Annotated in this window: 21 protein-coding genes; 14 read left to right on the top strand and 7 right to left on the bottom strand. The window is 62.0% G+C overall.

Features of this window, described 5'->3' with window-relative positions:
• Positions 1 to 12 precede the first annotated feature (12 nt).
• Both ACIPZG_RS01405 and gltS read left to right on the top strand, forming a co-directional pair.
• Positions 13 to 1,524: a sigma-54-dependent transcriptional regulator gene (locus ACIPZG_RS01405; protein WP_008094249.1), complete on the top strand. Its 1,512-nt coding sequence runs from the start codon at positions 13 to 15 to the stop codon at positions 1,522 to 1,524.
• Positions 1,525 to 1,615: 91 nt separating this feature from the next.
• The gene (gene gltS / locus ACIPZG_RS01400; RefSeq protein ID WP_400709445.1) at positions 1,616 to 2,821 is read left to right on the top strand and encodes a sodium/glutamate symporter; all 1,206 of its coding nucleotides are present in this window, start codon (positions 1,616 to 1,618) and stop codon (positions 2,819 to 2,821) included.
• Between the two features lie 135 nt (positions 2,822 to 2,956).
• On the opposite strand, the gene ACIPZG_RS01395 is transcribed toward gltS, so the two are convergent.
• The 3 genes from ACIPZG_RS01395 to ACIPZG_RS01385 all read right to left on the bottom strand — a co-directional run bounded on the left by ACIPZG_RS01395 (position 2,957) and on the right by ACIPZG_RS01385 (position 5,124).
• Positions 2,957 to 3,232, bottom strand: a complete 276-nt coding sequence (locus ACIPZG_RS01395) for a bacteriocin immunity protein (protein ID WP_400709442.1) — start codon at positions 3,230 to 3,232, stop codon at positions 2,957 to 2,959.
• The gene (locus tag ACIPZG_RS01390; protein ID WP_400709439.1) at positions 3,229 to 4,059 is read right to left on the bottom strand and encodes an S-type pyocin domain-containing protein; all 831 of its coding nucleotides are present in this window, start codon (positions 4,057 to 4,059) and stop codon (positions 3,229 to 3,231) included. The genes ACIPZG_RS01395 and ACIPZG_RS01390 overlap by 4 nt, the downstream gene beginning before the upstream one ends.
• An 81-nt stretch (positions 4,060 to 4,140) precedes the next feature.
• Positions 4,141 to 5,124, bottom strand: a complete 984-nt coding sequence (locus ACIPZG_RS01385) for a hypothetical protein (RefSeq protein ID WP_400709436.1) — start codon at positions 5,122 to 5,124, stop codon at positions 4,141 to 4,143.
• A gap of 544 nt (positions 5,125 to 5,668) precedes the next feature.
• Here ACIPZG_RS01385 and gcvH point away from each other — a divergent pair.
• The 6 genes from gcvH to ACIPZG_RS01355 all read left to right on the top strand — a co-directional run bounded on the left by gcvH (position 5,669) and on the right by ACIPZG_RS01355 (position 12,740).
• Positions 5,669 to 6,052: a glycine cleavage system protein GcvH gene (gcvH, locus tag ACIPZG_RS01380; RefSeq protein ID WP_400709433.1), complete on the top strand. Its 384-nt coding sequence runs from the start codon at positions 5,669 to 5,671 to the stop codon at positions 6,050 to 6,052.
• 11 nt (positions 6,053 to 6,063) lie between these two features.
• A complete protein-coding gene (gene gcvP / locus ACIPZG_RS01375) occupies positions 6,064 to 8,919 on the top strand; it encodes an aminomethyl-transferring glycine dehydrogenase (protein ID WP_400709430.1) in 2,856 nt (951 codons plus the stop codon).
• 144 nt (positions 8,920 to 9,063) lie between these two features.
• Positions 9,064 to 10,440, top strand: a complete 1,377-nt coding sequence (locus ACIPZG_RS01370; RefSeq protein ID WP_400709427.1) for an L-serine ammonia-lyase — start codon at positions 9,064 to 9,066, stop codon at positions 10,438 to 10,440.
• Between the two features lie 27 nt (positions 10,441 to 10,467).
• Positions 10,468 to 11,589, top strand: coding sequence for a glycine cleavage system aminomethyltransferase GcvT (gene gcvT, locus ACIPZG_RS01365; RefSeq protein WP_400709424.1), 1,122 nt, complete (start codon positions 10,468 to 10,470; stop codon positions 11,587 to 11,589).
• A 357-nt stretch (positions 11,590 to 11,946) separates the two neighbouring features.
• On the top strand, positions 11,947 to 12,159 hold the full coding sequence (locus ACIPZG_RS01360; RefSeq protein WP_008094261.1) for a cold-shock protein: 213 nt from the start codon (positions 11,947 to 11,949) through the stop codon (positions 12,157 to 12,159).
• 92 nt (positions 12,160 to 12,251) lie between these two features.
• Positions 12,252 to 12,740 carry an RDD family protein gene (locus ACIPZG_RS01355; RefSeq protein ID WP_400709421.1) on the top strand — a complete coding sequence of 163 codons (489 nt, stop codon included), beginning with the start codon at positions 12,252 to 12,254 and terminating at the stop codon, positions 12,738 to 12,740.
• 60 nt (positions 12,741 to 12,800) lie between these two features.
• Here the strand turns inward: ACIPZG_RS01355 and lptG are convergent, their stop codons facing one another.
• Positions 12,801 to 13,862: an LPS export ABC transporter permease LptG gene (gene lptG, locus ACIPZG_RS01350; protein ID WP_400639153.1), complete on the bottom strand. Its 1,062-nt coding sequence runs from the start codon at positions 13,860 to 13,862 to the stop codon at positions 12,801 to 12,803.
• The gene (gene lptF, locus ACIPZG_RS01345) at positions 13,855 to 14,970 is read right to left on the bottom strand and encodes an LPS export ABC transporter permease LptF (RefSeq protein WP_400639152.1); all 1,116 of its coding nucleotides are present in this window, start codon (positions 14,968 to 14,970) and stop codon (positions 13,855 to 13,857) included. The genes lptG and lptF overlap by 8 nt, the downstream gene beginning before the upstream one ends.
• Before the next feature lie 289 nt (positions 14,971 to 15,259).
• On the opposite strand from lptF, the gene ACIPZG_RS01340 reads away from it, so the two are divergent.
• From ACIPZG_RS01340 to rlmF, 5 genes are all read left to right on the top strand, one after another.
• Positions 15,260 to 16,753 (top strand): leucyl aminopeptidase, encoded by a 1,494-nt coding sequence (locus tag ACIPZG_RS01340; protein WP_400709418.1) that lies wholly within the window; start codon positions 15,260 to 15,262, stop codon positions 16,751 to 16,753.
• Positions 16,754 to 16,804: 51 nt separating this feature from the next.
• Complete coding sequence (locus tag ACIPZG_RS01335) at positions 16,805 to 17,233, top strand: DNA polymerase III subunit chi (RefSeq protein ID WP_400709415.1); 429 nt, start codon at positions 16,805 to 16,807, stop codon at positions 17,231 to 17,233.
• 5 nt (positions 17,234 to 17,238) lie between these two features.
• On the top strand, positions 17,239 to 17,610 hold the full coding sequence (locus ACIPZG_RS01330; RefSeq protein ID WP_400709412.1) for a DNA polymerase III subunit chi: 372 nt from the start codon (positions 17,239 to 17,241) through the stop codon (positions 17,608 to 17,610).
• Positions 17,611 to 17,796: 186 nt separating this feature from the next.
• Positions 17,797 to 20,643 (top strand): valine--tRNA ligase, encoded by a 2,847-nt coding sequence (locus ACIPZG_RS01325; RefSeq protein WP_400639148.1) that lies wholly within the window; start codon positions 17,797 to 17,799, stop codon positions 20,641 to 20,643.
• A 123-nt stretch (positions 20,644 to 20,766) separates the two neighbouring features.
• Positions 20,767 to 21,717 (top strand): 23S rRNA (adenine(1618)-N(6))-methyltransferase RlmF, encoded by a 951-nt coding sequence (rlmF, locus tag ACIPZG_RS01320; RefSeq protein WP_400709409.1) that lies wholly within the window; start codon positions 20,767 to 20,769, stop codon positions 21,715 to 21,717.
• 50 nt (positions 21,718 to 21,767) lie between these two features.
• Here rlmF and ACIPZG_RS01315 read toward each other — a convergent pair whose 3' ends face one another.
• Positions 21,768 to 22,049 (bottom strand): HU family DNA-binding protein, encoded by a 282-nt coding sequence (locus ACIPZG_RS01315; protein WP_008098055.1) that lies wholly within the window; start codon positions 22,047 to 22,049, stop codon positions 21,768 to 21,770.
• Between the two features lie 393 nt (positions 22,050 to 22,442).
• Between ACIPZG_RS01315 and yejK the strand changes: the two genes are divergently transcribed.
• Entirely contained in the window at positions 22,443 to 23,450 is a 1,008-nt protein-coding gene (gene yejK / locus ACIPZG_RS01310) for a nucleoid-associated protein YejK (RefSeq protein ID WP_400709406.1), read from the top strand.
• Here yejK and ACIPZG_RS01305 read toward each other — a convergent pair whose 3' ends face one another.
• Complete coding sequence (locus tag ACIPZG_RS01305; RefSeq protein WP_400709403.1) at positions 23,451 to 23,753, bottom strand: GIY-YIG nuclease family protein; 303 nt, start codon at positions 23,751 to 23,753, stop codon at positions 23,451 to 23,453.
• Positions 23,754 to 23,783: the final 30 nt, after the last annotated feature.

The following is a 23,783-nucleotide window of genomic DNA, read 5'->3' as shown; positions in this document are numbered from 1 at the left end:
CCCCGCCTCCCCATGCGCATCCACGTCAGCTTCATCGACCGCGTCGGCATCACCCAGGAAGTCCTGGCCCTGCTCGGTGCCCGCAACCTCAACCTGGACGCCGTGGAGATGGTCCCACCAAACGTCTACATCGACGCCCCGACGCTCAGCCCGGCGGTGCTCGAAGAGCTGCACGACGCCCTGTTCGAAGTGCACGGCGTGCAATCGGTGGACGTGGTCGACATCCTCCCTGGCCAACGCCGCCACCTGCAGCTGGACGCACTGCTGGCCGCCATGAGCGACCCGGTCCTGGCGGTGGACAGCGCAGGCCTGGTGCTCTTGGCCAACCCCGCGCTGATCGCCCTGTGCGGCCGCGAATCGGCCGGGCGTTCGGTGGGCGAGCTGTTCGGCGATCCGGCCTTGTTGCAGGCCCTGCTGGACAACAACTTCCACCTGCCGATGCGGGAAATGCAGCTCAACGGCCAGAGCCTGCTGCTGGACGCCACGCCCATCACCAACGCCGGCGGTCTGCTGACCCTGTACCCGCCCAATCGCATGGGCGAGCGCCTGTCGGCCTTGCACCACGATCATGCCGAAGGCTTCGATGCCTTGCTCGGCGAATCTCCGGCGATCCGCACCCTCAAGGCCCGCGCCCTGCGCGTGGCGGCGCTCGACGCTCCGCTGTTGGTACATGGCGAGACCGGCACCGGCAAGGAGCTGGTGGCGCGTGCCTGCCACGCGATCAGCAGCCGCCATGCGGCGCCGTTCCTTGCCCTGAACTGCGCCGCGCTGCCCGAGAGCCTGGCCGAGAGCGAACTGTTCGGCTACGCCCCCGGCGCCTTCACCGGCGCCCAGCGTGGCGGCAAGCCGGGGCTGATGGAGCTGGCCAACCAGGGCACGGTGTTTCTCGACGAAATCGGCGAGATGTCGCCCTACCTGCAGGCCAAGCTGCTGCGCTTTCTCAGTGACGGCAGCTTCCGCCGCGTAGGCGGCGACCGCGAAGTGAAGGTCGATGTGCGGATCATCAGCGCCACTCACCGCGACCTGGAGCGCATGGTCAGCGAAGGCACCTTCCGTGAAGACTTGTTCTACCGCCTGAACGTACTCAACCTGCAGGTGCCGCCCCTGCGCGACCGTGGCCAGGACATCCTCATGCTCGCGCATTTCTTCATGCAGCAGGCCTGCACCCAGATCCAGCGCCCGCCTTGCCGGCTGACGCCCGCCACCCACTCGGCACTGCTGGCCAACCCTTGGCCGGGCAACGTGCGCCAGCTGCAGAACGTGATCTTCCGTGCCGCGGCCATTTGCGAAGGCAACCTGGTGGACATCGGCGATCTGGACATCGCCGGCACTTCGGTGGCGCGCGGGCAGGATGGCGAAGTGGCAAGCCTTGAGCAGGCGGTGGGCGATTTCGAGCGCGAGCTGCTGCAGCGGTTGTATGCCAGCTACCCATCGACACGGCAGTTGGCCGGGCGGTTGCAAACCTCGCATACCGCGATTGCCCAGCGCTTGCGCAAATACGGCATTCCTAAGGTTAATTCCTAGCGAATTGCAGAATTTTCCTACTCATATCAAGCCAGTTTCCACACGAAAATAGAGGACCGTTCACGCCCGAATACAACAAAGAGTTACATGAATGCTTGAGCTTGATTTCTATGGAACCCTGGTCGCCGCCTCACTGGTACTTCTGCTCGGCCGCGGCCTTGTCACCCGCATCAATTTCCTGCGTCTGTACAACATCCCCGAACCCGTAGCGGGCGGTCTGGTCGTTGCGCTGATACTGCTAGGCCTGCGCAGCCTCGACGTTCAGGTGCAGTTCGACACCTCGCTGCAGTCGCCCTTGATGCTGGCCTTCTTTGCCACCATCGGCCTGAATGCCGATCTGGCCAGCCTGAAGAAGGGCGGCCGTGTGGTCGCCATTTTCCTGTTTGCAGTCACCGGCCTTCTGGTGGTGCAGAACGCCATGGGCATCGGGCTCGCCACGGCACTGGGGCTCGACCCTCTGATGGGCCTGCTGTCAGGCTCGATTTCCCTGGCCGGCGGCCACGGCACAGGCGCTGCCTGGGGGGCGACCTTCAGCGAAAAGTATGGGCTGGCCTCCGCCACGGAACTGGCACTGGCTGCGGCAACCTTCGGCCTGGTGCTGGGCGGTCTGATTGGCGGCCCGGTCGCCCGCCTGCTGATAAACCGCGTGCAGACACCCGGCCTGGAACAGGAAACCCCGCGCTTGCCCAAGGGCTTCGAGCAACCGAACAAAGAGCGATTGATAACCCCCTTCTCGATGGTGGAATCCCTCGCCCTCATCTCGGTCAGCTTGATGGGCGGCTCTTTGCTCAACAGCCTGTTGCTGGGCACCGCCTTTGAATTGCCGACCTTCGTCTGCGTCCTGTTCACAGGCGTGGTGGTGCGTAATGGGCTTGCAGCGTTCGGCCTGTATCAAGTGTTCGAGCGGGAAGTGTCGGTCCTGGGCAATGTCAGCCTGTCACTGTTCCTGGCAATTGCCCTGATGTCGCTGAAACTGTGGGACCTGGCTGCACTGGCATTGCCGTTCTTCATCATCCTGGCGGTACAGACCCTGGTCATGGCGTTGTTTGCCATCTTCGTAACCTTCAGGATCATGGGCAGCAACTACGACGCGGCAGTGCTGGCCGCAGGGCACTGTGGTTTCGGCCTGGGCGCCACGCCCACGGCGATCGCCAACATGCAGGCCGTGACCCAGCGCTACGGGCCTTCGCAGATCGCCTTCCTGGTAGTGCCGATGGTGGGTGCTTTCTTCATCGACATCATCAATGTGATCGTGATCAAGCTGTACCTTGCATTGCCCCTTTTCACCGCTTTCTGAGGCAGGAAACACTGTTGTAATGTTCTCAATGCGTAGTTCTAAACATTACATAGTTGCGATGCACCATCCCGCTTAGCGGATTAAGCCACTAAGCGGGATGGTGAAGTGAATCATGAAGACGGATTTAACGGTGATTCAATCCTGGCGGAACCCGGGCTTTCCATTTGCAGCGAGCCACTCTTTCAAAACCGAAATGACTCCGGCGGGGCTGTCTTCTACGCCCTCTGCAGGATAGAAGATCAGACCGCTTTTATCTGGGTGATCGGTAAGGCTTTCAAAATGACCGGTCAATCGGTTGATATGTTCCCCCAGCTCGTCTCCTTTGAGCTGGCTAGGATTTTCGAAAAACTCGTTCAGAAACTCAGTGAATTCAGTTTCTGAGTACTCTTCAATTTTGTTCTTGAGAATCATTGATCGACACCTTTATTCCTGTGTATCCGCACGTGATTTTTTGGAGTTGTAATTCTCAGATTGTCGATATCGTAAACTGCGCCGCCATCTCTCAAAGGGATCACATGATGGATTTCAAAGGCTCTATTTGATCCGGCGTGCTCGCTAGGTATCGCGCTCGGCGCGTAGCCATTGCGCAAGAGGGTTTTATTTGACTTACTGAACTGACTCATCAGGATCGGATCCTCACTGACTGCAACCCATATTGCTTCACGTGCACGCCTCCAGCTACTGAAATTTCTTCCTCTTAATTTGTCAGCAATGCGAGGTGGAATGGCAACTCCCTGACCTTGATTGGCGCCTGCAAGCCAGACAGTTGCGTCGGGGTGGCCGAATCCAGTAATTGTACCAGGCTCCTCCCGCCGATCCCTGAACATCACATACAGCGGCGGTAACCCCGAGTCTGCCGGAAAAACGATGATGTAGTCATCCAGGCTCGCGTCGGCGAGGCCTGGATAGCCGTCGATTCTCACCTCGACCGGTGTCAAGGTCGCCCCTTCGTATACCGCTGACTCCGGTTGCTCGGCAGGCAAGCCGGTCGAGGCATTGGCCGGTTGTGCGATAGGTGTCCAAATAAAGGTTCGGGGCGGCACATCTGCGGTAGTGGCGCTATAGAGCTTACCCTGTCGATCATGAGTAGCAGCCAGGACTCGCACTTGCGAAGGCACGACCTGCCCGTCGGTCTTCACGACGAGTATCTCAGAGTCACCTGCCTCGGTGGCTTGAGAGCTGAAGCGATAGGGGAGTTCGGCATGGCTGCCAATCGCATTACCGGGTGCCAGTGCCAAAACAATTTGAGGATCCAGCGTCTCCAGAGGCGTTTGCAGGACATAGCGTTCCGGCAGTTCACCGTTGCCAAGACGAGAGGACTACAAGAGTGCCGAGACACCAGCGACAAATGGGACTGCCACGCCGGCAGCAGCTCCACGAAGAGCCGCCAATGCTGCCCCGATTGAAGCTGACAAAGAAGTGTTCAAGGCTGTTGAAACAACATGCCCGACAGCGGTGGCGACCAATGGCCCCCCGATAGCGGTGGCCCCGGACATTGTAAAAGTGTTTGCCAGGCGGGTAGCTTCCGCCTGTGCCCTAGCTTGGACCGCAGCTTCCTCCTCTGCCTTGGCTCTGGCCGCAGCTTCCTCCTCTGCCTTGGCTCTAGCCGCAGCTTCCTCCTCTGCCTTGGCTCTGGCCTCTGCCTCGGCTTGTGCAAGTGCTAGTGCTTCGGCATTGGCAATGGCCTGATGCAACGTTCCGATCTGCGTCTGAAGCATTTGTATCTCAGCTTCATCCAACTGAGCCGAATAAGCAGCATGGTAGGCACTCTTCAAAGCTTGCTCCAAGGCCGGAGGCCGCATACGCATTTGTATCGTCAAACGATGCGTGGCAACTGCATATTCAACTGGGCCTTTGCCGAACGGGGTCGAACCAAAATAACTATCTGCAGCCGCACGATGCCTGCTTAAATCTTGTGTTTTTCGCTCGACAAGCAAATTTCTTACAGTGACGTCTCGCCTCAGCACATCAATATGAGTTTGTGGCTGGCCACCCAAGCTCTGGCTAAGGGCTTGTGCATCCAAATCAATGCGCTGCGACGCAGTTGCCAACTTTGTCACAAAGTCATTTTTCGCTTCATCATTAGCCGCCTTCATGACATAAGGCGCTTTATTGAAATGCGCCAACTGTTGCTTGGCTTCTTTACTTCCAGAACTCAGCCTCCTCAACCAGTCGCCATGAGGATTATTACCCAAGGGTGGTAGGGGCCCAGAATAACCGGGAGGAAGTGTAATTACACCCTCAGGCGGTTTTCCCTCCACCCAAGTGCTGGGTAACTCAATTTGCCTGCGCTTTCTGGACATCCGTATTTCCTCGGAAACGTGTGTTCGAATGTGAATCTGCTATATCCCGGCATACTTTCCCGCTTGAACAACACTTCAACCGAGCACCCGATCATCAGCAGCCAGCGAAGAATCTGAACTAAAAAAAAGAGTAAGTTTCAGCAGGCAAAGCTACCCATTAAAAGACAGAAGATGATAACTATTGAAGCCAAGTAAGAAAGCAAACAACGTAAGGCAGAAACTTCCTACACGAACTACTCAATGCACACCTTCACTTATTCCTATCGCCCGCCGAATTCTGGTCGTAACGATTTCGATACACCGTACTGAATTCATTACATTCATGCTTTGCCTAGTAACGGCAAGGCCATGATTACAAGGCGTGTTTCGGTAGCGACAGCTATTGGAACGATTTCATTACACAGAGCTCAATCGCGACAATCGAATTTCTCACAAGTAGTTGATTTATATATTTTTTTTGTATTTGGCTGCATTTTTGCATAGCTATCCCAACCCAAGAGCGCGAACCCACCGCGCCCCACGCCCTGCCCCTTGAGGATTCCCCATGAGCGAGTTGCGTTTCACTGAAGATCACGAATGGCTGCGCACCGAAGCCGACGGCAGTGTCACCGTGGGCATCACTGCCTACGCCCAGAACGCCCTGGGTGATGTGGTCTACGTGCAACTGCCCGAGCTGCAGCCGTACGAAAAAGGTGCCGAAGCCTCCACCGTCGAATCGGTGAAAGCCGCCAGTGGCGTGTACATGCCTTTGACCGGTGAAGTGGTCGCCGTCAACGACGGCCTCAACGACAGCCCGGAGCTGGTCAACGAAGATCCGCTGGGCGAAGGCTGGTTCTTCCGCTTCATCCCCGCCGACATCAACGAAGTGGCCGCCCTGCTCGACCAGGACGCCTACGACCGCCTGATCAAAGCCAACGACGACGCCTGAGGAACCTGACCATGACCCACAACCTCGGCACCGCCAACGAATTCATCGCCCGTCATATCGGCCCCCGCGCCGCTGACGAGCAGGCCATGCTGGCCACCCTGGGCTTCGATTCGCTGGAAGCCATGAGCGCCGCTGTCATCCCCGACAGCATCAAGGGCACCAGCGTGCTCGGTGCCGAAGACGGCCAGAGTGAAGCCGATGCACTGGCCGCGCTGAAAGCCATCGCCGGCAACAACCAGCTGTTCAAGAACTACATCGGCCAGGGCTACTACAACACCCACACGCCGGCACCGATCCTGCGCAACCTGCTGGAGAACCCGGCCTGGTACACCGCCTACACCCCGTACCAGCCAGAAATCTCCCAAGGCCGCCTGGAAGCGCTGCTGAATTTCCAGACCCTGATCAGCGACCTGACCGGCCTGCCAATCGCCAACGCCTCCCTGCTCGACGAAGCGACTGCCGCTGCCGAGGCCATGACCTTCTGCAAGCGCCTGTCGAAGAACAAGGCCAGCCATGCCTTCTTCGCATCAAGCCACTGCCATCCGCAGACACTCGACGTGCTGCGCACCCGTGCCGAGCCGCTGGGTATCGAAATCGTGGTCGGCGACGAGCGCGAGCTGAGCGATGTCAGCGCCTTCTTCGGCGCCCTGCTGCAGTACCCGGCCAGCAACGGTGAAGTGTTCGACTACCGCGAGCTGGTACAGCGCTTCCATGCCGCCAACGCCCTGGTGGCCGTGGCCGCCGACCTGCTGGCCCTGACCCTGCTGACCCCGCCAGGCGAATTCGACGCCGACGTGGCCATCGGCAGCGCCCAGCGCTTCGGTGTTCCGCTGGGCTTCGGTGGCCCGCATGCGGCCTACTTCGCCACCCGCGACGCCTTCAAGCGCGACATGCCAGGCCGCCTGGTCGGTGTGTCGATCGACCGCTTCGGCAAGACTGCCCTGCGCCTGGCCATGCAAACCCGTGAGCAACACATCCGCCGCGAAAAGGCCACCAGCAACATCTGCACCGCGCAGGTCCTGCTGGCCAACATCGCCAGCATGTTCGCCGTCTACCACGGTCCGGCCGGCCTCAAGCGCATTGCCGAACGCACCCACGCACTGACCGCGATCCTCGCCGCTGGCCTGAAGACCCTGGGCATCGATGTGATCGGCGAAACCGCCTTCGACACCCTGACCCTGGCCACGGGTGCCGCCACCGCAAGCCTGCACGACAAGGCCCGCACCCAGCGCATCAACCTGCGCCAGATCGATGCCGACAAGCTTGGCCTGTCGCTCGACGAAACCACCACCCAGGCCGATGTCCAAGCCCTGTGGCAGCTGTTCGCAGGCGACCAGGCGCAACCTGACTTCGCGGCCCTGGCCGCCAGCACTGCATCGCGCCTGCCTGCCGCCCTGCTGCGCCAGTCGGCGATCCTCGAACACCCGGTATTCAACCGCTACCACAGCGAAACCGAGCTGATGCGCTACCTGCGCCGCCTGGCCGACAAGGACCTGGCGCTGGACCGCAGCATGATCCCACTGGGCTCGTGCACCATGAAGCTCAACGCCGCCAGCGAAATGATCCCGGTGACCTGGGCCGAGTTCGGCAACCTGCACCCGTTCGCCCCGGCCGAACAGAGCCAGGGTTACCTGCAGATGACCCGCGAGCTGGAAGCGATGCTGTGCGCCGCCACCGGCTATGACGCCGTGTCGCTGCAACCCAACGCCGGTTCCCAGGGCGAGTACGCAGGCCTCCTGGCGATCCGCGCCTACCACCGCAGCCGCGGCGAAGCCCATCGCGACATCTGCCTGATCCCGTCCTCGGCCCACGGCACCAACCCTGCGACCGCGCACATGGCGGGCATGCGTGTGGTGGTCACTGCCTGTGACGCACGTGGCAACGTCGATGTGGAAGACCTGCGCGCCAAGGCCATCGAGCACCGCGAGCGGCTGGCCGCGATCATGATCACCTACCCGTCGACCCACGGCGTGTTCGAGGAAGCGATCGGCGAGATCTGCGCGATCATCCACGACAACGGCGGCCAGGTTTACATCGATGGCGCCAACATGAACGCCATGGTGGGGCTGTGCGCCCCAGGCAAGTTCGGTGGCGATGTCTCGCACCTGAACCTGCACAAGACCTTCTGCATTCCCCACGGCGGCGGCGGCCCGGGCGTTGGCCCGATCGGCGTCAAGTCGCACCTGGCCCCTTTCCTGCCGGGCCACGCCCAGCTGGAAAACCGCGAAGGCGCGGTGTGCGCAGCGCCGTTCGGCAGTGCCAGCATCCTGCCGATCACCTGGATGTACATTCGCATGATGGGCGGTGCCGGGCTCAAGCGCGCGTCGCAGATGGCGATCCTCAACGCCAACTACATCGCCCGTCGCCTGGAAGAGCACTATCCTGTTCTGTACACCGGCGGTAATGGCCTGGTCGCCCACGAGTGCATCCTCGACCTGCGCCCGTTGAAGGACACCAGCGGCATCAGCGTCGACGACGTGGCCAAGCGCCTGATCGACTTCGGCTTCCACGCCCCGACCATGTCCTTCCCGGTAGCCGGCACGCTGATGATCGAACCGACCGAAAGCGAGTCCAAGGAAGAACTGGACCGCTTCTGCGACGCCATGGTCCAGATCCGCGAAGAAATTCGCGCCGTGGAGAATGGCAGCCTGGACAAGGACGACAACCCGCTGAAGAACGCCCCGCACACGGCGGCCGAGCTGGTTGGCGAATGGACCCACGGCTACAGCCGCGAGCAGGCGGTGTACCCGCTGCCGAGCCTGGTGGAAGGCAAGTACTGGCCGCCGGTCGGGCGAGTGGACAACGTGTTCGGCGACCGCAACCTGGTCTGCGCCTGCCCGTCGATCGAGAGCTACCAGGACGCCTGAGGCGGTCTGTAAAAGGCTGGGGCTGCTACGCAGCCCTTTCGCGACACAAGGCCGCTCCTACAGGCGGCGCTTGTCCCTGTAGGAGCGGCCTTGCGTCGCGAAAGGGTCGCAAAGCGACCCCCAGCGTCTTCAGGAGGAACCACCATGTCCCTGAGTGTCTTCGACCTGTTCAAGATCGGCATCGGTCCCTCCAGCTCCCACACGGTCGGCCCGATGCGCGCCGCCGCGCGTTTTGCCGAAGGGCTTCGCCGCGACGGCCTGCTAGCCAGTACCACCAGCGTCAAGGCCGAACTGTATGGCTCGCTCGGCGCCACCGGCAAAGGCCACGGCAGTGACAAGGCGGTCTTGCTCGGCCTCGAAGGTGAGCACCCTGATACCGTCGACACCGAAGCCATCCCCGCCCGCCTGCAAACGATCCGCGACAGCGGCCACCTGCGCCTGCTCGGCGAGCACGACATCGTCTTCGTTGAAAAGCAGCACCTGGCGATGATCCGCAAGCCGCTGGCTTATCACCCCAACGGCATGATTTTCCGCGCCTTTGACCAAGCCGGCCTGCAGATCCGCAGCCGCGAGTACTACTCGATAGGCGGCGGTTTCGTGGTCGACGAGGACGCCGCCGGCCACGACCGTATCGTCGAGGACAGCACCGTACTCACCTACCCGTTCAAGACCGCCAAGGAACTGCTCGGGCACTGCACCGCACAACAGCTGTCGGTGAGCCAGGTCATGCTGGCCAACGAAGCGGCCTGGCGCCCGGAGGTCGAGACCCGTGCCGGCCTGCTGCGGATCTGGCAAGTGATGCAGGATTGCGTCGAGGCCGGCTACCGGCATGAAGGCATCCTGCCGGGCGGGCTCAAGGTCAAGCGACGGGCGCCGGCGCTGTATCGCCAGCTCAGCCAGCACCCGGAAGCCAGCCTGCGCGATGCGCTGTCGGTGCTCGACTGGGTCAACCTCTATGCCCTGGCAGTGAACGAGGAAAACGCCTACGGCGGCCGTGTGGTCACGGCACCGACCAATGGCGCGGCAGGCATCGTCCCGGCGGTACTGCACTACTACATGCGCTTCGTGCCGGGTGCCAGCGATGACGGCGTGGTGCGCTTCCTGCTCACCGCGGCCGCGATTGGCATTCTGTACAAGGAAAACGCTTCGATTTCCGGGGCGGAAGTCGGCTGCCAGGGCGAGGTCGGCGTGGCGTGCTCGATGGCTGCGGGAGCCCTGTGTGAAGTGATGGGTGGCACCCCACAGCAGGTCGAGAACGCTGCCGAGATCGGCATGGAACACAACCTCGGCCTGACCTGCGACCCGATCGGCGGCCTGGTCCAGGTGCCGTGCATCGAGCGCAATGCCATGGGCTCGGTGAAGGCCATCAATGCCGTGCGCATGGCCCTGCGTGGCGACGGGCAACACTTCGTGTCACTCGACAAGGTCATCCGCACCATGCGCCAGACCGGCGCCGACATGAAAAGCAAATACAAGGAGACCGCCCGCGGCGGTCTGGCCGTCAACATCATCGAATGTTGACCCGACAATAAAACCAAGGAGTCATCGATGTCCGAAACACTGCAAAAGACCCCGCTGCACGCCCTGCACATCGAACTGGGCGCGCGCATGGTGCCGTTCGCTGGCTTCGACATGCCGGTGCAGTACCCGCTCGGCGTGCTCAAGGAGCACCTGCACACCCGCGAACAGGCCGGCCTGTTCGACGTCTCGCACATGGGCCAGATCATCCTGCGCGGCAAAGACGCAGCCCTTGCCCTGGAAAGCCTGGTGCCGGTGGACATCGTCGACCTGCCGGTGGGCATGCAGCGCTACGCCATGTTCACCAACGAACAAGGCGGCATCCTCGACGACCTGATGGTCGCCAACCTGGGTGACGACACCCTGTTCCTGGTGGTCAACGCCGCCTGCAAGGACCAGGACCTGGCCCACCTGCAAACGCACATCGGTAGCCGTTGCGAAGTACAGCCGCTGTTCGAGCAGCGCGCCTTGCTGGCCCTGCAAGGTCCTGCTACGGCCAAGGTGCTCGAGCGCCTGGCACCGGAAGTGGCCGGCATGACCTTCATGCAGTTCCGCCCGGTCACACTGCTCGGCGAACACTGCTTCATCAGCCGTTCGGGTTACACCGGCGAAGACGGTTACGAGATCTCGGTGCCGGTTGAAGCTGCCGACGCCCTCGCCCGTCGCCTGCTGGCCGAACCTGAAGTACAACCGATCGGCCTGGGCGCACGCGACTCGCTGCGCCTGGAAGCCGGCCTGTGCCTGTACGGCCACGACATGGACACCGGCACCACGCCCATTGAAGCCAGCCTGCTCTGGGCCATTTCCAAGGTTCGCCGTGCCGACGGCGCCCGCGCCGGCGGTTTCCCCGGCGCCGAGGCGATCTTCGCCCAGCAGCAACAGGGTGTAGCGCGCAAGCGAGTCGGCTTGTTGCCGCAGGAACGCACCCCGGTACGTGAAGGCGCCGAGATCGTCGATACAACCGATAAAGTGGTAGGCAAAGTGTGCAGTGGCGGTTTCGGCCCGACACTCGGCGCGCCTGTTGCGATGGGCTATGTCGATATCGAACATGGCGCACTCGACACAGCACTTTATGCCATGGTGCGAGGAAAGAAGGTTGCCTTGAAAGTCAGCAAAATGCCTTTTGTTCCGCAGCGTTACTACCGTGGTTGAAGGCACTGTATGAGGTTTTGCGGCAGGTTCGAGATATTCGATTTCGAACCTGCCCAATAACTTTTGAACATGCCGCCAGGCCAGGCACCATGCCCTTTCCAACAAATCGGGCGGTTACCGAAAAAAGCCTGATTTTCCATACGACCAAGGGCTTGTTTTTCTCTTGGGAGTTGGCGTAGAGTCACTGCACTGTGTTTGCATGGGTCGCAACAGTTCGTGACCTGGGCCAGTAGCCGCAATCTGCTACAACCCGTACGACGTCTCTTACTTTCCTGCAACCCAGCCCAGTACTCTTTCACTCTTTTATAACGTGAAAGAAACTGTCATTAAAATTTAAGCTTCATAGGAAATAAGACAATGGCTGAGCGTCAGAACGGTACCGTCAAGTGGTTCAATGACGAGAAAGGTTACGGCTTCATCACCCCAGAAAGCGGTGCTGATCTGTTCGTGCACTTCCGTGCCATCGAAGGCAATGGTTTCAAGAGCCTGAAGGAAGGCCAGAAAGTCACCTTCGAAGCAGTTCAGGGCCAAAAAGGCATGCAGGCTGACAAGGTACAAGTCCTCGGCTAAGCCGATCCCGACTTCGAAGAAAAGCCCCTGCCCAGTGCAGGGGCTTTTTTTTGCCCGTAGAATACCGGCTTCGCCTTCTGGAGCCGTTTTGCATGTCCAAGCCTATGCTTTCACCCCAGGGTGATTTCCCCCCGGTCGGCCTCGGCCGGCGCCTGGCGGCGATGTTCTATGACTTCTTGCTGTGCACGGCACTGCTGATCGTCACTGCGGGCGCCTACAAGATGATTCAGATGGCGATCATTGGCGAGGCACGCATGCGTGAGCTGACCGAAGCCGGTGCGCTGGATGGCGACCCACTGCTGTCGACGGTGCTGCTCTTCGTGCTGTTCGGTTTCTTTGCCAAGTTCTGGACCCATGGAGGGCAAACCCTGGGCATGCAGGTGTGGGGCGTGCGGGTGCAGAACGCCGATGGCAGCGCGATCAGCCTGTGGCAGGCACTGCTGCGCTTCGTGGTCTCGATCGCCTCGTGGCTGTGCCTGGGGCTGGGGTTCTTCTGGTCGCTGATCGACAAGCGCAAGCGCGGCTGGCACGACATCTATTCGGACAGCCAGCTGGTGCGGGTGCCGAAGCGGAACAAATAGCGATAGGGTCCCCATGAAAAAGCCGACCTCAAGGTCGGCTTTTTTGTATCAGTCAAACCGTCATCCGGCCCGGCGCAGCAACCAGATGCCAGCCAGTGCACAAACCCCCGCCGGGATCACCACCGCCAGCAACGGCGGGAAGCCGAACACCTGGCTCGAAGGGCCTAGCAGGTCGCCAGCGATGCGGAACACGAAGCCCACCAGCACACCGGTGAACACGCGCTGACCCAGGGTCACCGAACGCAATGGACCGAAGATGAAGGAAATCGCCATCAACACCAGCGCCGCGGTCACCACCGGTTGCAGCACCTTGGTCCAGAACGCCAGCCAGTAGCGGGAGTTGTTCAGGCCCTGGTCGGACAGGTAGTGGATGTAATCCCACAGCCCGCTGATGGACAGCGACTCAGGCGCCAGGATCACTGTGTTGAGCAGCTCGGGCGTCACCGACACATCCCAGCGCTCCTCAGGGGCCTTGACCACTTCGGTATGGTCGCCGCGGAAATACGTGGTGCTGACATCGCTGAGCAGCCAGTGGTCCTGGTTGTATTGGGCACGGCGGGCGAAGCTCGAGGTCACGATCTTGCGGTCGCTGTCGAAGCGATAACGGGTCACACCCAGGAGCAGGCCATTGGGCTGTACGGCGTTGATGTGCACGAACTCTTCGCCCTGGCGGTGCCACATGCCGCGCTTGGAGCTCTGCGCTTCACCACCGCCCTGGGCCAGGGAACGATCGGCCTGGGCCGTGTTCTCGGTAACCGGCGCCACGTACTCGCCAATCAGCACACCGGCCAGCATCAGCACCAGCATCGGCTTCATCACTGCCCAGACGATACGGCCGATGGAAACCCCGGCGGCACGCATGATGGTCAGCTCGCTGCTGCTGGCCAGGCTGCCCAGGCCGATCAAACAGCCGATCAGCGCGGCCATCGGCAACATGTCGTACAAGCGCCGTGGTGCGGTCAGCAACACGAACTTGCCGGCATCCAGCACGGTATAGGTGTCGCTCAGGTCGCTCATCTCATCGATGAAGGCAAACAGCGAAGCCAGGCCGAGGATGATCCCCAACACGGCCAGAATGGCCAGCAGCACGCTCTGGCCGATGTAGCGATCGAGCTTAGCCATGGGCCACCTCCGCACGACGGGCGGCAAGCTTCAGGCGCAGCGGCTCCCAGTACATCAGCCCAAGGCCGATCAACAGGAACAGGCCATGCACCCACCACATGCCCAGGGCGATCGGCAATTTGCCCTTCTCCAGAGCACCGCGTACGGAAATCAGCATCGTCAGGTAAGCCATATACAGAAGAATCGCCGGCAACAGCTTGAGGAAGCGGCCCTGACGCGGGTTGACCCTGGACAGCGGCACCGCCAGCAGGGTCACGACGAACACCAGGATCGGCAGCGAGATACGCCATTGCAGCTCGGCACGTTCGCGCAGGCCCTCCTGGCCAATCAGCTGCGAGGTCGGGATCGCTTCACGCTCGGTCACTTCCTCGCTGACTTCCGGCTTTGGCAGCAGCACGCCGTAAGTGTCGTATTTGATGGCACGGTAATCGGCCTGGCCGGGGTTGCCGTCGTAGCGGTAGCCATTTTGCAGCACCAGGTAACGATTGCCGTCGGCCTGCACTTCCTGGTGGCCTTTTTCGGCGACCAGCACCGAAGGTGCGCGGTCCTTGGTCTTGTCCTGGTTGAAGCGTTTCTCGGAGATGAACACCCCGGCGAGGTTGCTGCGGTCATCCGACAGCTCTTCGGTGTAGGTCACCCGCGAACCGTCGCGCAGGGTCTGGAAGCGGCCGGGCACCAGGGTATCGAACTCGGTCAGGGCATCCTGCTGACCAATGATCTGCTGCACCTGGGCCACGCCCTGGGGCGCCAGGCTCAGGCTCAGCCAAGCTACCAGCAACGCCACCAGGGCGGCCGGAGCCATGGTCATGCCGAGCAGGCGTTGCTGGCTCATGCCGGTGGCCGACAGTACGGTCATTTCGCTTTCAAGGTACAACCGGCCGTAGGCCAGCAGGATGCCGAGGAACAGCCCCAATGGCAGGATCAGTTGCAGGAAGCCTGGCAGACGGAAACCCATGATCAAAAACAGCACGCTCGGGTCGAGCACGCCCTGGGCCGCCTGGGCCAGGTACTTGATGAAACGTCCGCTCATGATGATCACCAGCAGCACGGCGCTGACGGCGCTCAAGGTCAGCAAGACCTCGCGGGACAGATAACGAAAGACGATCAAGCCAGACACTCCTGGGTTGTCAGGGGCGGATTGCCAAACAAAGGCTTACGACAGCCAAGACCAATGCCGGTTCGCCGGGGGCGAACCTCCATGTAAAGTGCGCGCATTATCCTGTGATTGGCCGCGCCTGTCACTTGGCCGCGCATGAAGGCAGACAACGGGGTTGTCAGCACGCTTGCCAGAGGCTCAAACTGGCAGCTTTTCCACTGGTACGCGAGCACGCGGCCAGTCCCGTCCAGAGCGCGAGACCTCCAAGCGCCAACTGCACAGATCATTCGGGGATCCTGACATGGAACTGGTTGTAAAAAGCGTAGCTGCTGCATCCGTAAAAACCGCCACACTGGTCGTACCGGTAGGCGAAGGTCGCAAGCTTGGCGCCGTTGCCAAGGCCGTCGACCAGGCCACCGAAGGCGCCATCAGTGCCGTGCTCAAGCGCGGCGACCTGGCCGGCAAGGCTGGCCAGACCCTGCTGCTGCAAAGCCTGCCGGGCCTGAAGGCCGAGCGCGTGCTGCTGGTTGGCAGCGGCAAGGACGAAGCCCTCGGCGACCGCGCCTTGCGCAAGCTGGTCGCCAGCGTGGCCGGCGTGCTCAAGGGCCTCAACGGCAGCGATGCGGTACTGGCGCTGGACGACATTGCCGTCAACAACCGCAATGCTCATTACGGCAAGTACCGCCTGCTGGCCGAGACCCTGCTCGACGGCGAATACGTGTTCGACCGTTTCAAGAGCCAGAAAGCCGAGCCACGCGCGCTGAAAAAGATCACCCTGCTGGCCGACAAGTCGGGCCAGGCCGAGGTCGAGCGCGCCGTCAAGCATGCCAGTGCCATCGCCACCGGCATGGCGTTCACCCGCGACCTGGGCAACCTGCCACCTAACCTGTGCCACCCGAGCTACCTCGCCGAGCAAGCCAAGGACCTGGGCAAAGCCCACAAGGCCCTGAAGGTCGAAGTGCTGGACGAGAAGAAGATCAAGGACCTGGGCATGGGCGCGTTCTACGCCGTGGGCCAGGGCAGCGACCAGCCGCCACGCCTGATCGTGCTCAACTACCAGGGCGCCAAGAAGGCCGACAAGCCCTTCGTGCTGGTCGGCAAGGGCATCACCTTCGACACCGGCGGCATCAGCCTCAAGCCGGGCGCCGGCATGGACGAGATGAAGTACGACATGTGCGGTGCCGCCAGTGTGTTCGGCACCCTGCGCGCGGTGCTCGAACTGCAGCTGCCGATCAACCTGGTGTGCCTGCTGGCCTGTGCCGAGAACATGCCCAGCGGCGGCGCCACCCGCCCGGGCGACATCGTCACCACCATGAGCGGCCAGACCGTGGAAATCCTCAACACCGACGCCGAAGGCCGTCTGGTGCTGTGCGACACCCTCACCTACGCCGAACGCTTCAAGCCACAGGCCGTGATCGACATCGCCACCCTGACCGGTGCCTGCATCGTTGCCCTGGGCAGCCATACCTCGGGCCTGATGGGCAACAACGACGACCTGGTCGGCCAGCTGCTGGACGCCGGCAAGCGTGCCGATGACCGCGCCTGGCAGTTGCCGCTGTTCGACGAATACCAGGAGCAGCTGGACAGCCCGTTCGCCGACATGGGCAACATCGGTGGACCGAAGGCCGGCACCATCACCGCCGGTTGCTTCCTGTCGCGCTTCGCCAAGGCCTATGACTGGGCGCACCTGGACATCGCCGGCACCGCCTGGATCAGCGGCGGCAAGGACAAGGGCGCCACTGGCCGTCCGGTACCGCTGCTGACCCAGTACCTGCTGGATCGCGCCGGCGCCTGATGGCGCAAGACCGGTGGCGCCTGAGGGCGCCGCCGGTCGGCAGAGAGAACCATGAGCAAAGTCGATTTTTACATCCTGCCCACCGACTCGCTGTCGGCGCGGCTGGATTTCGCCTGCAAGCTGTGCGAGAAGGCCTGGCGCCTCGGTCACCGGGTCTACCTGCATTGCCAGGACGCCGAACAGCGCGATGCGCTGGACCAGCGTTTGTGGCGCTTCAAGGGCGAGGCATTCGTTCCCCACGACCTGGCGGAGGCCCATGCCGATGCCAAGGTGGCCCTGGGCCTGGCCGACGATGCCGGTGACCACCGCGACCTGCTGATCAACCTGGGTGCCAAGGTGCCCGGGTTCGCCGGCCAGTTCGAGCGGGTCGCCGAGATCGTGGTCGAGGAGCCCGGCATCCGCCTCTCGGCCCGTGAACGTTTCCGTTTCTACCGCGAACAGGGCTATGCTCTGCAAGACCACCGCTTACAGCGACTTTAATGACGATGGACAAGCCTTCCGCCTTACCCGATTCCGCCAATCTGCTCGACGACCTGGAGTCGATTCGCCAACTGCTGGGCGATGCTGACCTGCAGCCACCGTTGCTGACCGAGACGGTCGAGCAGATTCCGCTACTGCTGGACACACCGACCGGCAATCCAGCGCCCATGCCCGAGCAGGTCAATCCTGAGCCCGAGCCTGAGGAAGACCCGCAAACCCGTCGCCAGGACACCTTGCTGCACCTGGAAGCGGAACTGCGCGCCGCAGCGCAGTTGATCATGCAGGACGTGATCAACGACTTCACCCCGCATATCGAGACCGAGATCAAACGCCGGCTCGATGCGCGTATCGAGCGGTTGATCCAGCGTTCGGAATAAAAACCAGGGGGCGCTTTGCGCCCCTTTCGCGACACAAGGCCGCTCCTACAAGAACCGCGTTGCTCTGTAGGAGCGGCCTTGTGTCGCGAAAGGGCTGCAAAGCAGCCCCCGCCCTGTCGCCTGCGGCCCCCAGCTTGGTTATACTGCCCGGCTTTCCCGAATATATGCCATAGGGTCCCGCCGAGCATGGATAAGACCTACCAGCCGCACGCTATCGAAACTTCCTGGTACAACACCTGGGAGGCCGAAAACTATTTCGCCCCGCAAGGTGCAGGCGAGTCCTACACCATCATGATCCCGCCACCGAACGTGACGGGCAGCCTGCACATGGGCCACGGTTTCAACAACGCGATCATGGACGCCCTGATCCGTTTCCGCCGCATGCAGGGCCGCAATACCCTGTGGCAGCCAGGCACCGACCACGCCGGTATCGCCACCCAGATGCTGGTAGAGCGCCAGCTCGAAGCCAAGGGCCAGAACCGCCACGACCTGGGTCGCGAAGCCTTCCTCGACAAGATCTGGGAATGGAAAGAACAGTCCGGTGGCACCATCAGCCGCCAGATCCGTCGCCTGGGCTCGTCGGTCGACTGGAGCCGTGAGCGCTTCACCATGGACGACGGCCTGTCCGAAGCGGTCAAGGAAGCCTTCGTGCGCCTGCACGAGGACGGCCTGATCTACCGCGGCAAGCGCCTGGTCAACTGGGACACCAAGCTGCACACGGCGATCTCCGACCTCGAAGTGGAAAACCACGACGAGAAGGGCCACCTGTGGAACCTGCGCTACCCGCTGGCCGACGGCGCCAAGACCGCCGAAGGCAAGGACTACCTGGTGGTCGCCACCACCCGTCCGGAAACCCTGCTGGGTGATGCCGCGGTCGCGGTCAACCCGAACGACGAGCGCTACCAGGCACTGATCGGCAAATTCGTCGAACTGCCATTGGTCGGCCGTCGTATCCCGATCGTCGCCGACGACTACTGCGACCCGGAATTCGGCACCGGCTGCGTGAAGATCACCCCGGCCCACGACTTCAACGACTATGAAGTCGGCAAGCGCCACAACCTGCCGCTGCTGAACATTTTCGACAAGAACGCGCTGGTGCTGTCCGCCGCCCAGGCCTTCAACCTCGACGGCAGCGTCAACGAGCAGGTCGACACCAGCCTGCCTGCCCAATACGCCGGCCTCGACCGCTTCGTCGCGCGCAAGCAGATCGTCGCCGACCTGGACGCCCAGGGCCTGCTGGTCAGCATCGACGACCACGCGCTGAAAGTGCCGAAGGGCGACCGCTCCGGCACCGTCATCGAGCCGTGGCTGACCGACCAGTGGTATGTCTCCACCAAGCCGCTGGCCGAGCCTGCGATCGCTGCCGTGGAAGACGGCCGCATCCAGTTCGTGCCCAAGCAGTACGAGAACATGTACTTCTCCTGGATGCGTGACATCCAGGACTGGTGCATCAGCCGTCAGCTGTGGTGGGGCCACCGCATCCCGGCCTGGTACGACGAGGCCGGCCAGGTCTATGTCGGCCGTGACGAAGCCGAAGTCCGCGCCAAGCACAAGCTCGGTGCCGACGTCGTCCTGCGCCAGGACGACGACGTGCTCGACACCTGGTTCAGTTCCGGCCTGTGGACCTTCTCCACCCTGGGCTGGCCACAGCAGACCGAATTCCTCAAGACCTTCCACTCCACCGACGTGTTGGTCACCGGTTTCGACATCATCTTCTTCTGGGTTGCGCGCATGATCATGCTGACCATGCACCTGATCAAGAACGAGGATGGCACCCCGCAGGTCCCGTTCAAGACCGTGTACGTGCACGGCCTCGTGCGCGACGGCCAGGGTCAGAAGATGTCCAAGTCCAAGGGCAACGTCCTCGACCCGCTGGACATCGTCGACGGCATCACCCTCGACGCCCTGCTGGAAAAACGCACCAGCGGCATGATGCAGCCCAAGCTTGCCGAGAAGATCGCCAAGCAGACCAAGGCCGAGTTCCCGGAAGGCATCGCCAGCTACGGCACCGATGCCCTGCGCTTCACGTTCTGTTCGCTGGCCTCCACCGGCCGCGACATCAAGTTCGACATGGGCCGCGTCGAAGGCTATCGCAACTTCTGCAACAAGATCTGGAACGCCGCCCGCTACGTGCTGGACAAGGGCGAGGACTGCGGCCAGAACGGCGAAGCCTACGAGCTGTCGCTGGCTGACCGCTGGATCATCTCGCAGCTGCAGCGCACCGAAGCCGAAGTGACCCGCCAGCTCGAGCAGTTCCGCTTCGACCTGGCCAGCCAGGCCCTGTACGAGTTCATCTGGAACCAGTACTGCGACTGGTACCTGGAGCTGTCCAAGCCGGTACTGTGGGACGAGAACGCTCCGGTCGAACGCGCCCGTGGCACCCGCCGTACCCTGGTGCGCGTGCTGGAAGTGGCCCTGCGCCTGGCGCATCCGTTCATGCCGTTCATCACCGAAGAGATCTGGCAGCGCATCGCGCCGCTGGCCGGCATCGACGGCAAGACCATCATGCTGCAGCCGTGGCCGGTGGCTAACGAAGCCCGCATCGATGTGGCGGCCGAAGGCGATATCGAATGGCTGCAACAGCTGATGGTCGGCCTGCGCAACATCCGCGCCGAAATGAACATCGGCCCAGGCAAGCCACTGCCGCTGTTCCTCAAGAACGCCAACGCCGACGACCAGCGCCGCCTGCAAGAAAACGAGGCGCTGCTGAAGAAACTGGCCAAGGTCGAGTCGTTCACCGTACTCGGCGATGCCGACGAAGCCCCGCTGTCGGCCACCGCACTGGTTGGTGACCTGCAGGTGCTGGTGCCGATGGCCGGCCTGATCGACAAGGACGCAGAGCTTGCGCGCCTGAACAAGGAAATTCAGCGCCTGCAAGGTGAAGTGCAGCGCGTGGGCGGCAAGCTGTCCAACGCCGCCTTCGTCGACAAGGCACCGCCTGCGGTGATCGAGAAGGAGCGCGCCAAGCTGGCTGAGTCCGAGCAGGCGCTGGCCAACTTCACCGAGCAGCATGCGCGGATTGCAGCGCTGTAACCTCGTGAAGCTATAAGCGGGCTGCTTTGCAGCCCATCGCCGGCAAGCCGGCTCCCACAAGTACAGTACAGTGCTGTACCTGTGGGAGCCGGCTTGCCGGCGATGCTTTTTCAGGACCTCACCATGACCCAGAAACCCACCCTGCACCCGCGTAACCGCCACCAGGGCCGCTACGATTTCCCCAGCCTGATCAAGGCCCACCCTGACCTGGCTCGCTTCACCATCACCAACCCCCACGGCAAACCCAGCATCGACTTCGCCAACCCCGAAGCCGTGCGGGTATTCAACCGCGCCTTGCTCAAGGCCCAGTACGGCATCCAGCACTGGGACATCCCCGCCGATTACCTGTGCCCGCCCATCCCTGGCCGCGCCGACTACATCCATGTGGCCGCCGACCTGCTGGCCGATGACAACGCCGGCGAAGTGCCCAAGGGCGCCCAGATCAAGGCCCTGGACATCGGTGTCGGTGCCAACTGCATCTACCCGCTGCTCGGCCATAGCGACTACCGCTGGCGCTTTGTAGGCAGCGACATCGACCCGGTGGCGCTGGCCTCGGCCAAGGCCATCGTCCAGGCCAACGGCCTGGCCAAGGGCATTGCCCTGCGCCAGCAAGGCGACCGCAAGCACATCCTCAGTGGTTTGCTGCAGGCAGACGAACGCTTCGACCTGACCCTGTGCAACCCACCCTTCCACGCCTCACGCGAGGAAGCCACCCGTGGCAGCCAGCGCAAGTGGAAGAACCTCGGCAAGCAAGACCCCAAGCGAAAACTGCCTGTGCTCAACTTCGGCGGGCAGAACAACGAACTGTGGTGCGAGGGCGGCGAGATTCGTTTCGTCACACAACTGATCGGTGAAAGCGTGCAGTACGCGCAGCAGGTGCTGTGGTTCACCAGCCTGGTGTCCAAGGTCAGCAACCTGCCCGGCATCGAGGCGGCCCTGAGCAAGGCCGGCGTCAAGGCCCGGCGCATCGTCGAGATGGGCCAGGGGCAGAAGCAGAGCCGTATGATCGCCTGGAGCTTCCACGACGAAGGGGCACGCCAGGCCTGGCATGCCCAGCGTAAATCGCAGGCATGAAAAAACCGCGCCCGGGCAAGCCGGGCGCGGTTTCGTCAACGCCTCAACAATTACTTGTTGATGGAGTCGCTCAGGGCTTTGGCCGGAACGAACTTGACGACTTTCTTGGCAGCGATTTCGATGGCGGCGCCAGTCGAAGGGTTGCGGCCGGTACGGGCAGGACGCTCGGAGACTTTCAGCTTGCCAATGCCTGGCAGGGTGATTTCAGCGCCGTTTTCCAGTTGGTCGGCAACGATCTGGCCCAGTTGCTCCAGTGCGTTGCGAGCAGTGGTTTTCGGCGCGTCGATAGCTTCGGCGATGTCGGCAATCAGTTGGTCTTTGGTCAATGCCATGGTGATGTTCCTTCCCTATCAAATTCAGTGGTTATGCAGCGTTCTACGACGTTATCGGGCCAGCCCCTGAAAAGTGGAGGGCCGCGCCAATCGCGCATGTAGATACGCAAATCGGCGTTTGGTTCGACACGGCGTGAGTACGCTGCCAGCAATGCGCCACCCGAGGTGCGCAAGACCGCGCAAAGCTACCACAGGAATGGATAAATATCCGCTGCCCGCTTCGTTTTTATGCAGGTTTTTCGGGGGTTTCAGCCGAAAACGCGCAAAATTGAACAAAAAACGAACAACAGGCATTTCAGCCAACATCCGGCCACTGCGCCACCTGTGACCTGGGGTAAACTTGACCCCTTTTGCAGCGCGGCCCCTGACCGCCCCAGACTCGCCGAGACCCCCATGCCAATCCGTCACTGCATCGTTCACCTGATCGACAAGAAGCCCGATGGCAGCCCCGCCGTGCTCCACGCACGGGACACGGAGCTTGCGGCATCGGACGCCATCGAGAACCTGCTGGCCGACCTCAACGACAGCTACAACGCCAAACAGGGCAAAGCCTGGGGATTCTTCCACGGCGAATCGGGCGCCTACCCACTGAGCGGCTGGCTCAAGCAATACCTGGAAGACGAAAAGGACTTTGCGGCCTTCAGCCGGGTAGCCGTCGAACACCTGCAGAAGCTGATGGAAGAATCCAACCTCTCCACGGGCGGCCACATTCTCTTCGCCCACTACCAGCAAGGCATGACCGACTACCTGGCGATCGCCCTGCTGCACCACAGTGAAGGTGTGGCGGTGAACGCCGAACTGGATGTGACACCCTCGCGCCATCTGGACCTGGGCCAGTTGCACCTGGCGGCGCGCGTCAACTTGTCGGAGTGGAAGAACAACCAGAACTCCAAGCAGTACATCTCGTTCATCAAAGGCAAGAACGGCAAGAAAGTCTCCGACTATTTCCGCGACTTCATCGGTTGCCAGGAAGGTGTCGATGGCCCAGGGGAAACCCGCACCCTGCTCAAGGCATTCAGCGATTTCGTCGAAAGCGAGGACCTGCCCGAAGCGTCTGCCCGTGAAAAGACCCAGACCCTGGTCGACTACGCCACCACCCAGACCAAGCTGGGCGAACCGGTGACCCTGGAAGAACTGTCCAGCCTGATCGACGAGGACCGCCCCAAGGCGTTCTACGACCACATCCGCAACAAGGACTACGGCCTGTCGCCGGAAATCCCGGCGGACAAACGCACCCTCAACCAGTTCCGCCGCTTCACCGGCCGCGCCGAAGGCCTGTCGATCAGCTTCGAAGCGCACTTGCTGGGGGACAAGGTGGAATACGACGAGACCGCCGGCACCTTGATCATCAAGGGGCTGCCGACGCAGCTGATAGATCAGCTCAAGCGCCGCAAGGACTGATCAGCTGCCCGCATAGGAGGCGACCAACGCCTCCTTCGCCGACTTGCGCAGTTTCTTCACCAGGCGCTCCTGACGCAGGGCCTCGCCCTTGTCCGGCCACTGCTCGACATAGACCAATGCCTGCGCCGGGCTGGTCTTGAAATAACGCGCCCCCTGCCCCTTCTGGTGCGCCACGAAGCGCCGCTGCGGGTCATCGCTGATGCCGCAGTACAGCGAGCCGTTGGCGGCCCGCACCAGGTAGACATACCAGGGTTTCGCTACCTGTTCCGGCAGTTGTTCACTCACGACGCTTGCTCTTTCCATCATTAATTTGGTGAGCCCCCACTTGATCGA

The sequence above is a fragment of the Pseudomonas sp. NPDC089395 genome, from assembly GCF_044749525.1.
Taxonomy (GTDB): Bacteria; Pseudomonadota; Gammaproteobacteria; order Pseudomonadales; family Pseudomonadaceae; genus Aquipseudomonas.
This window is presented reverse-complemented; position numbering and strand designations above follow the sequence as displayed.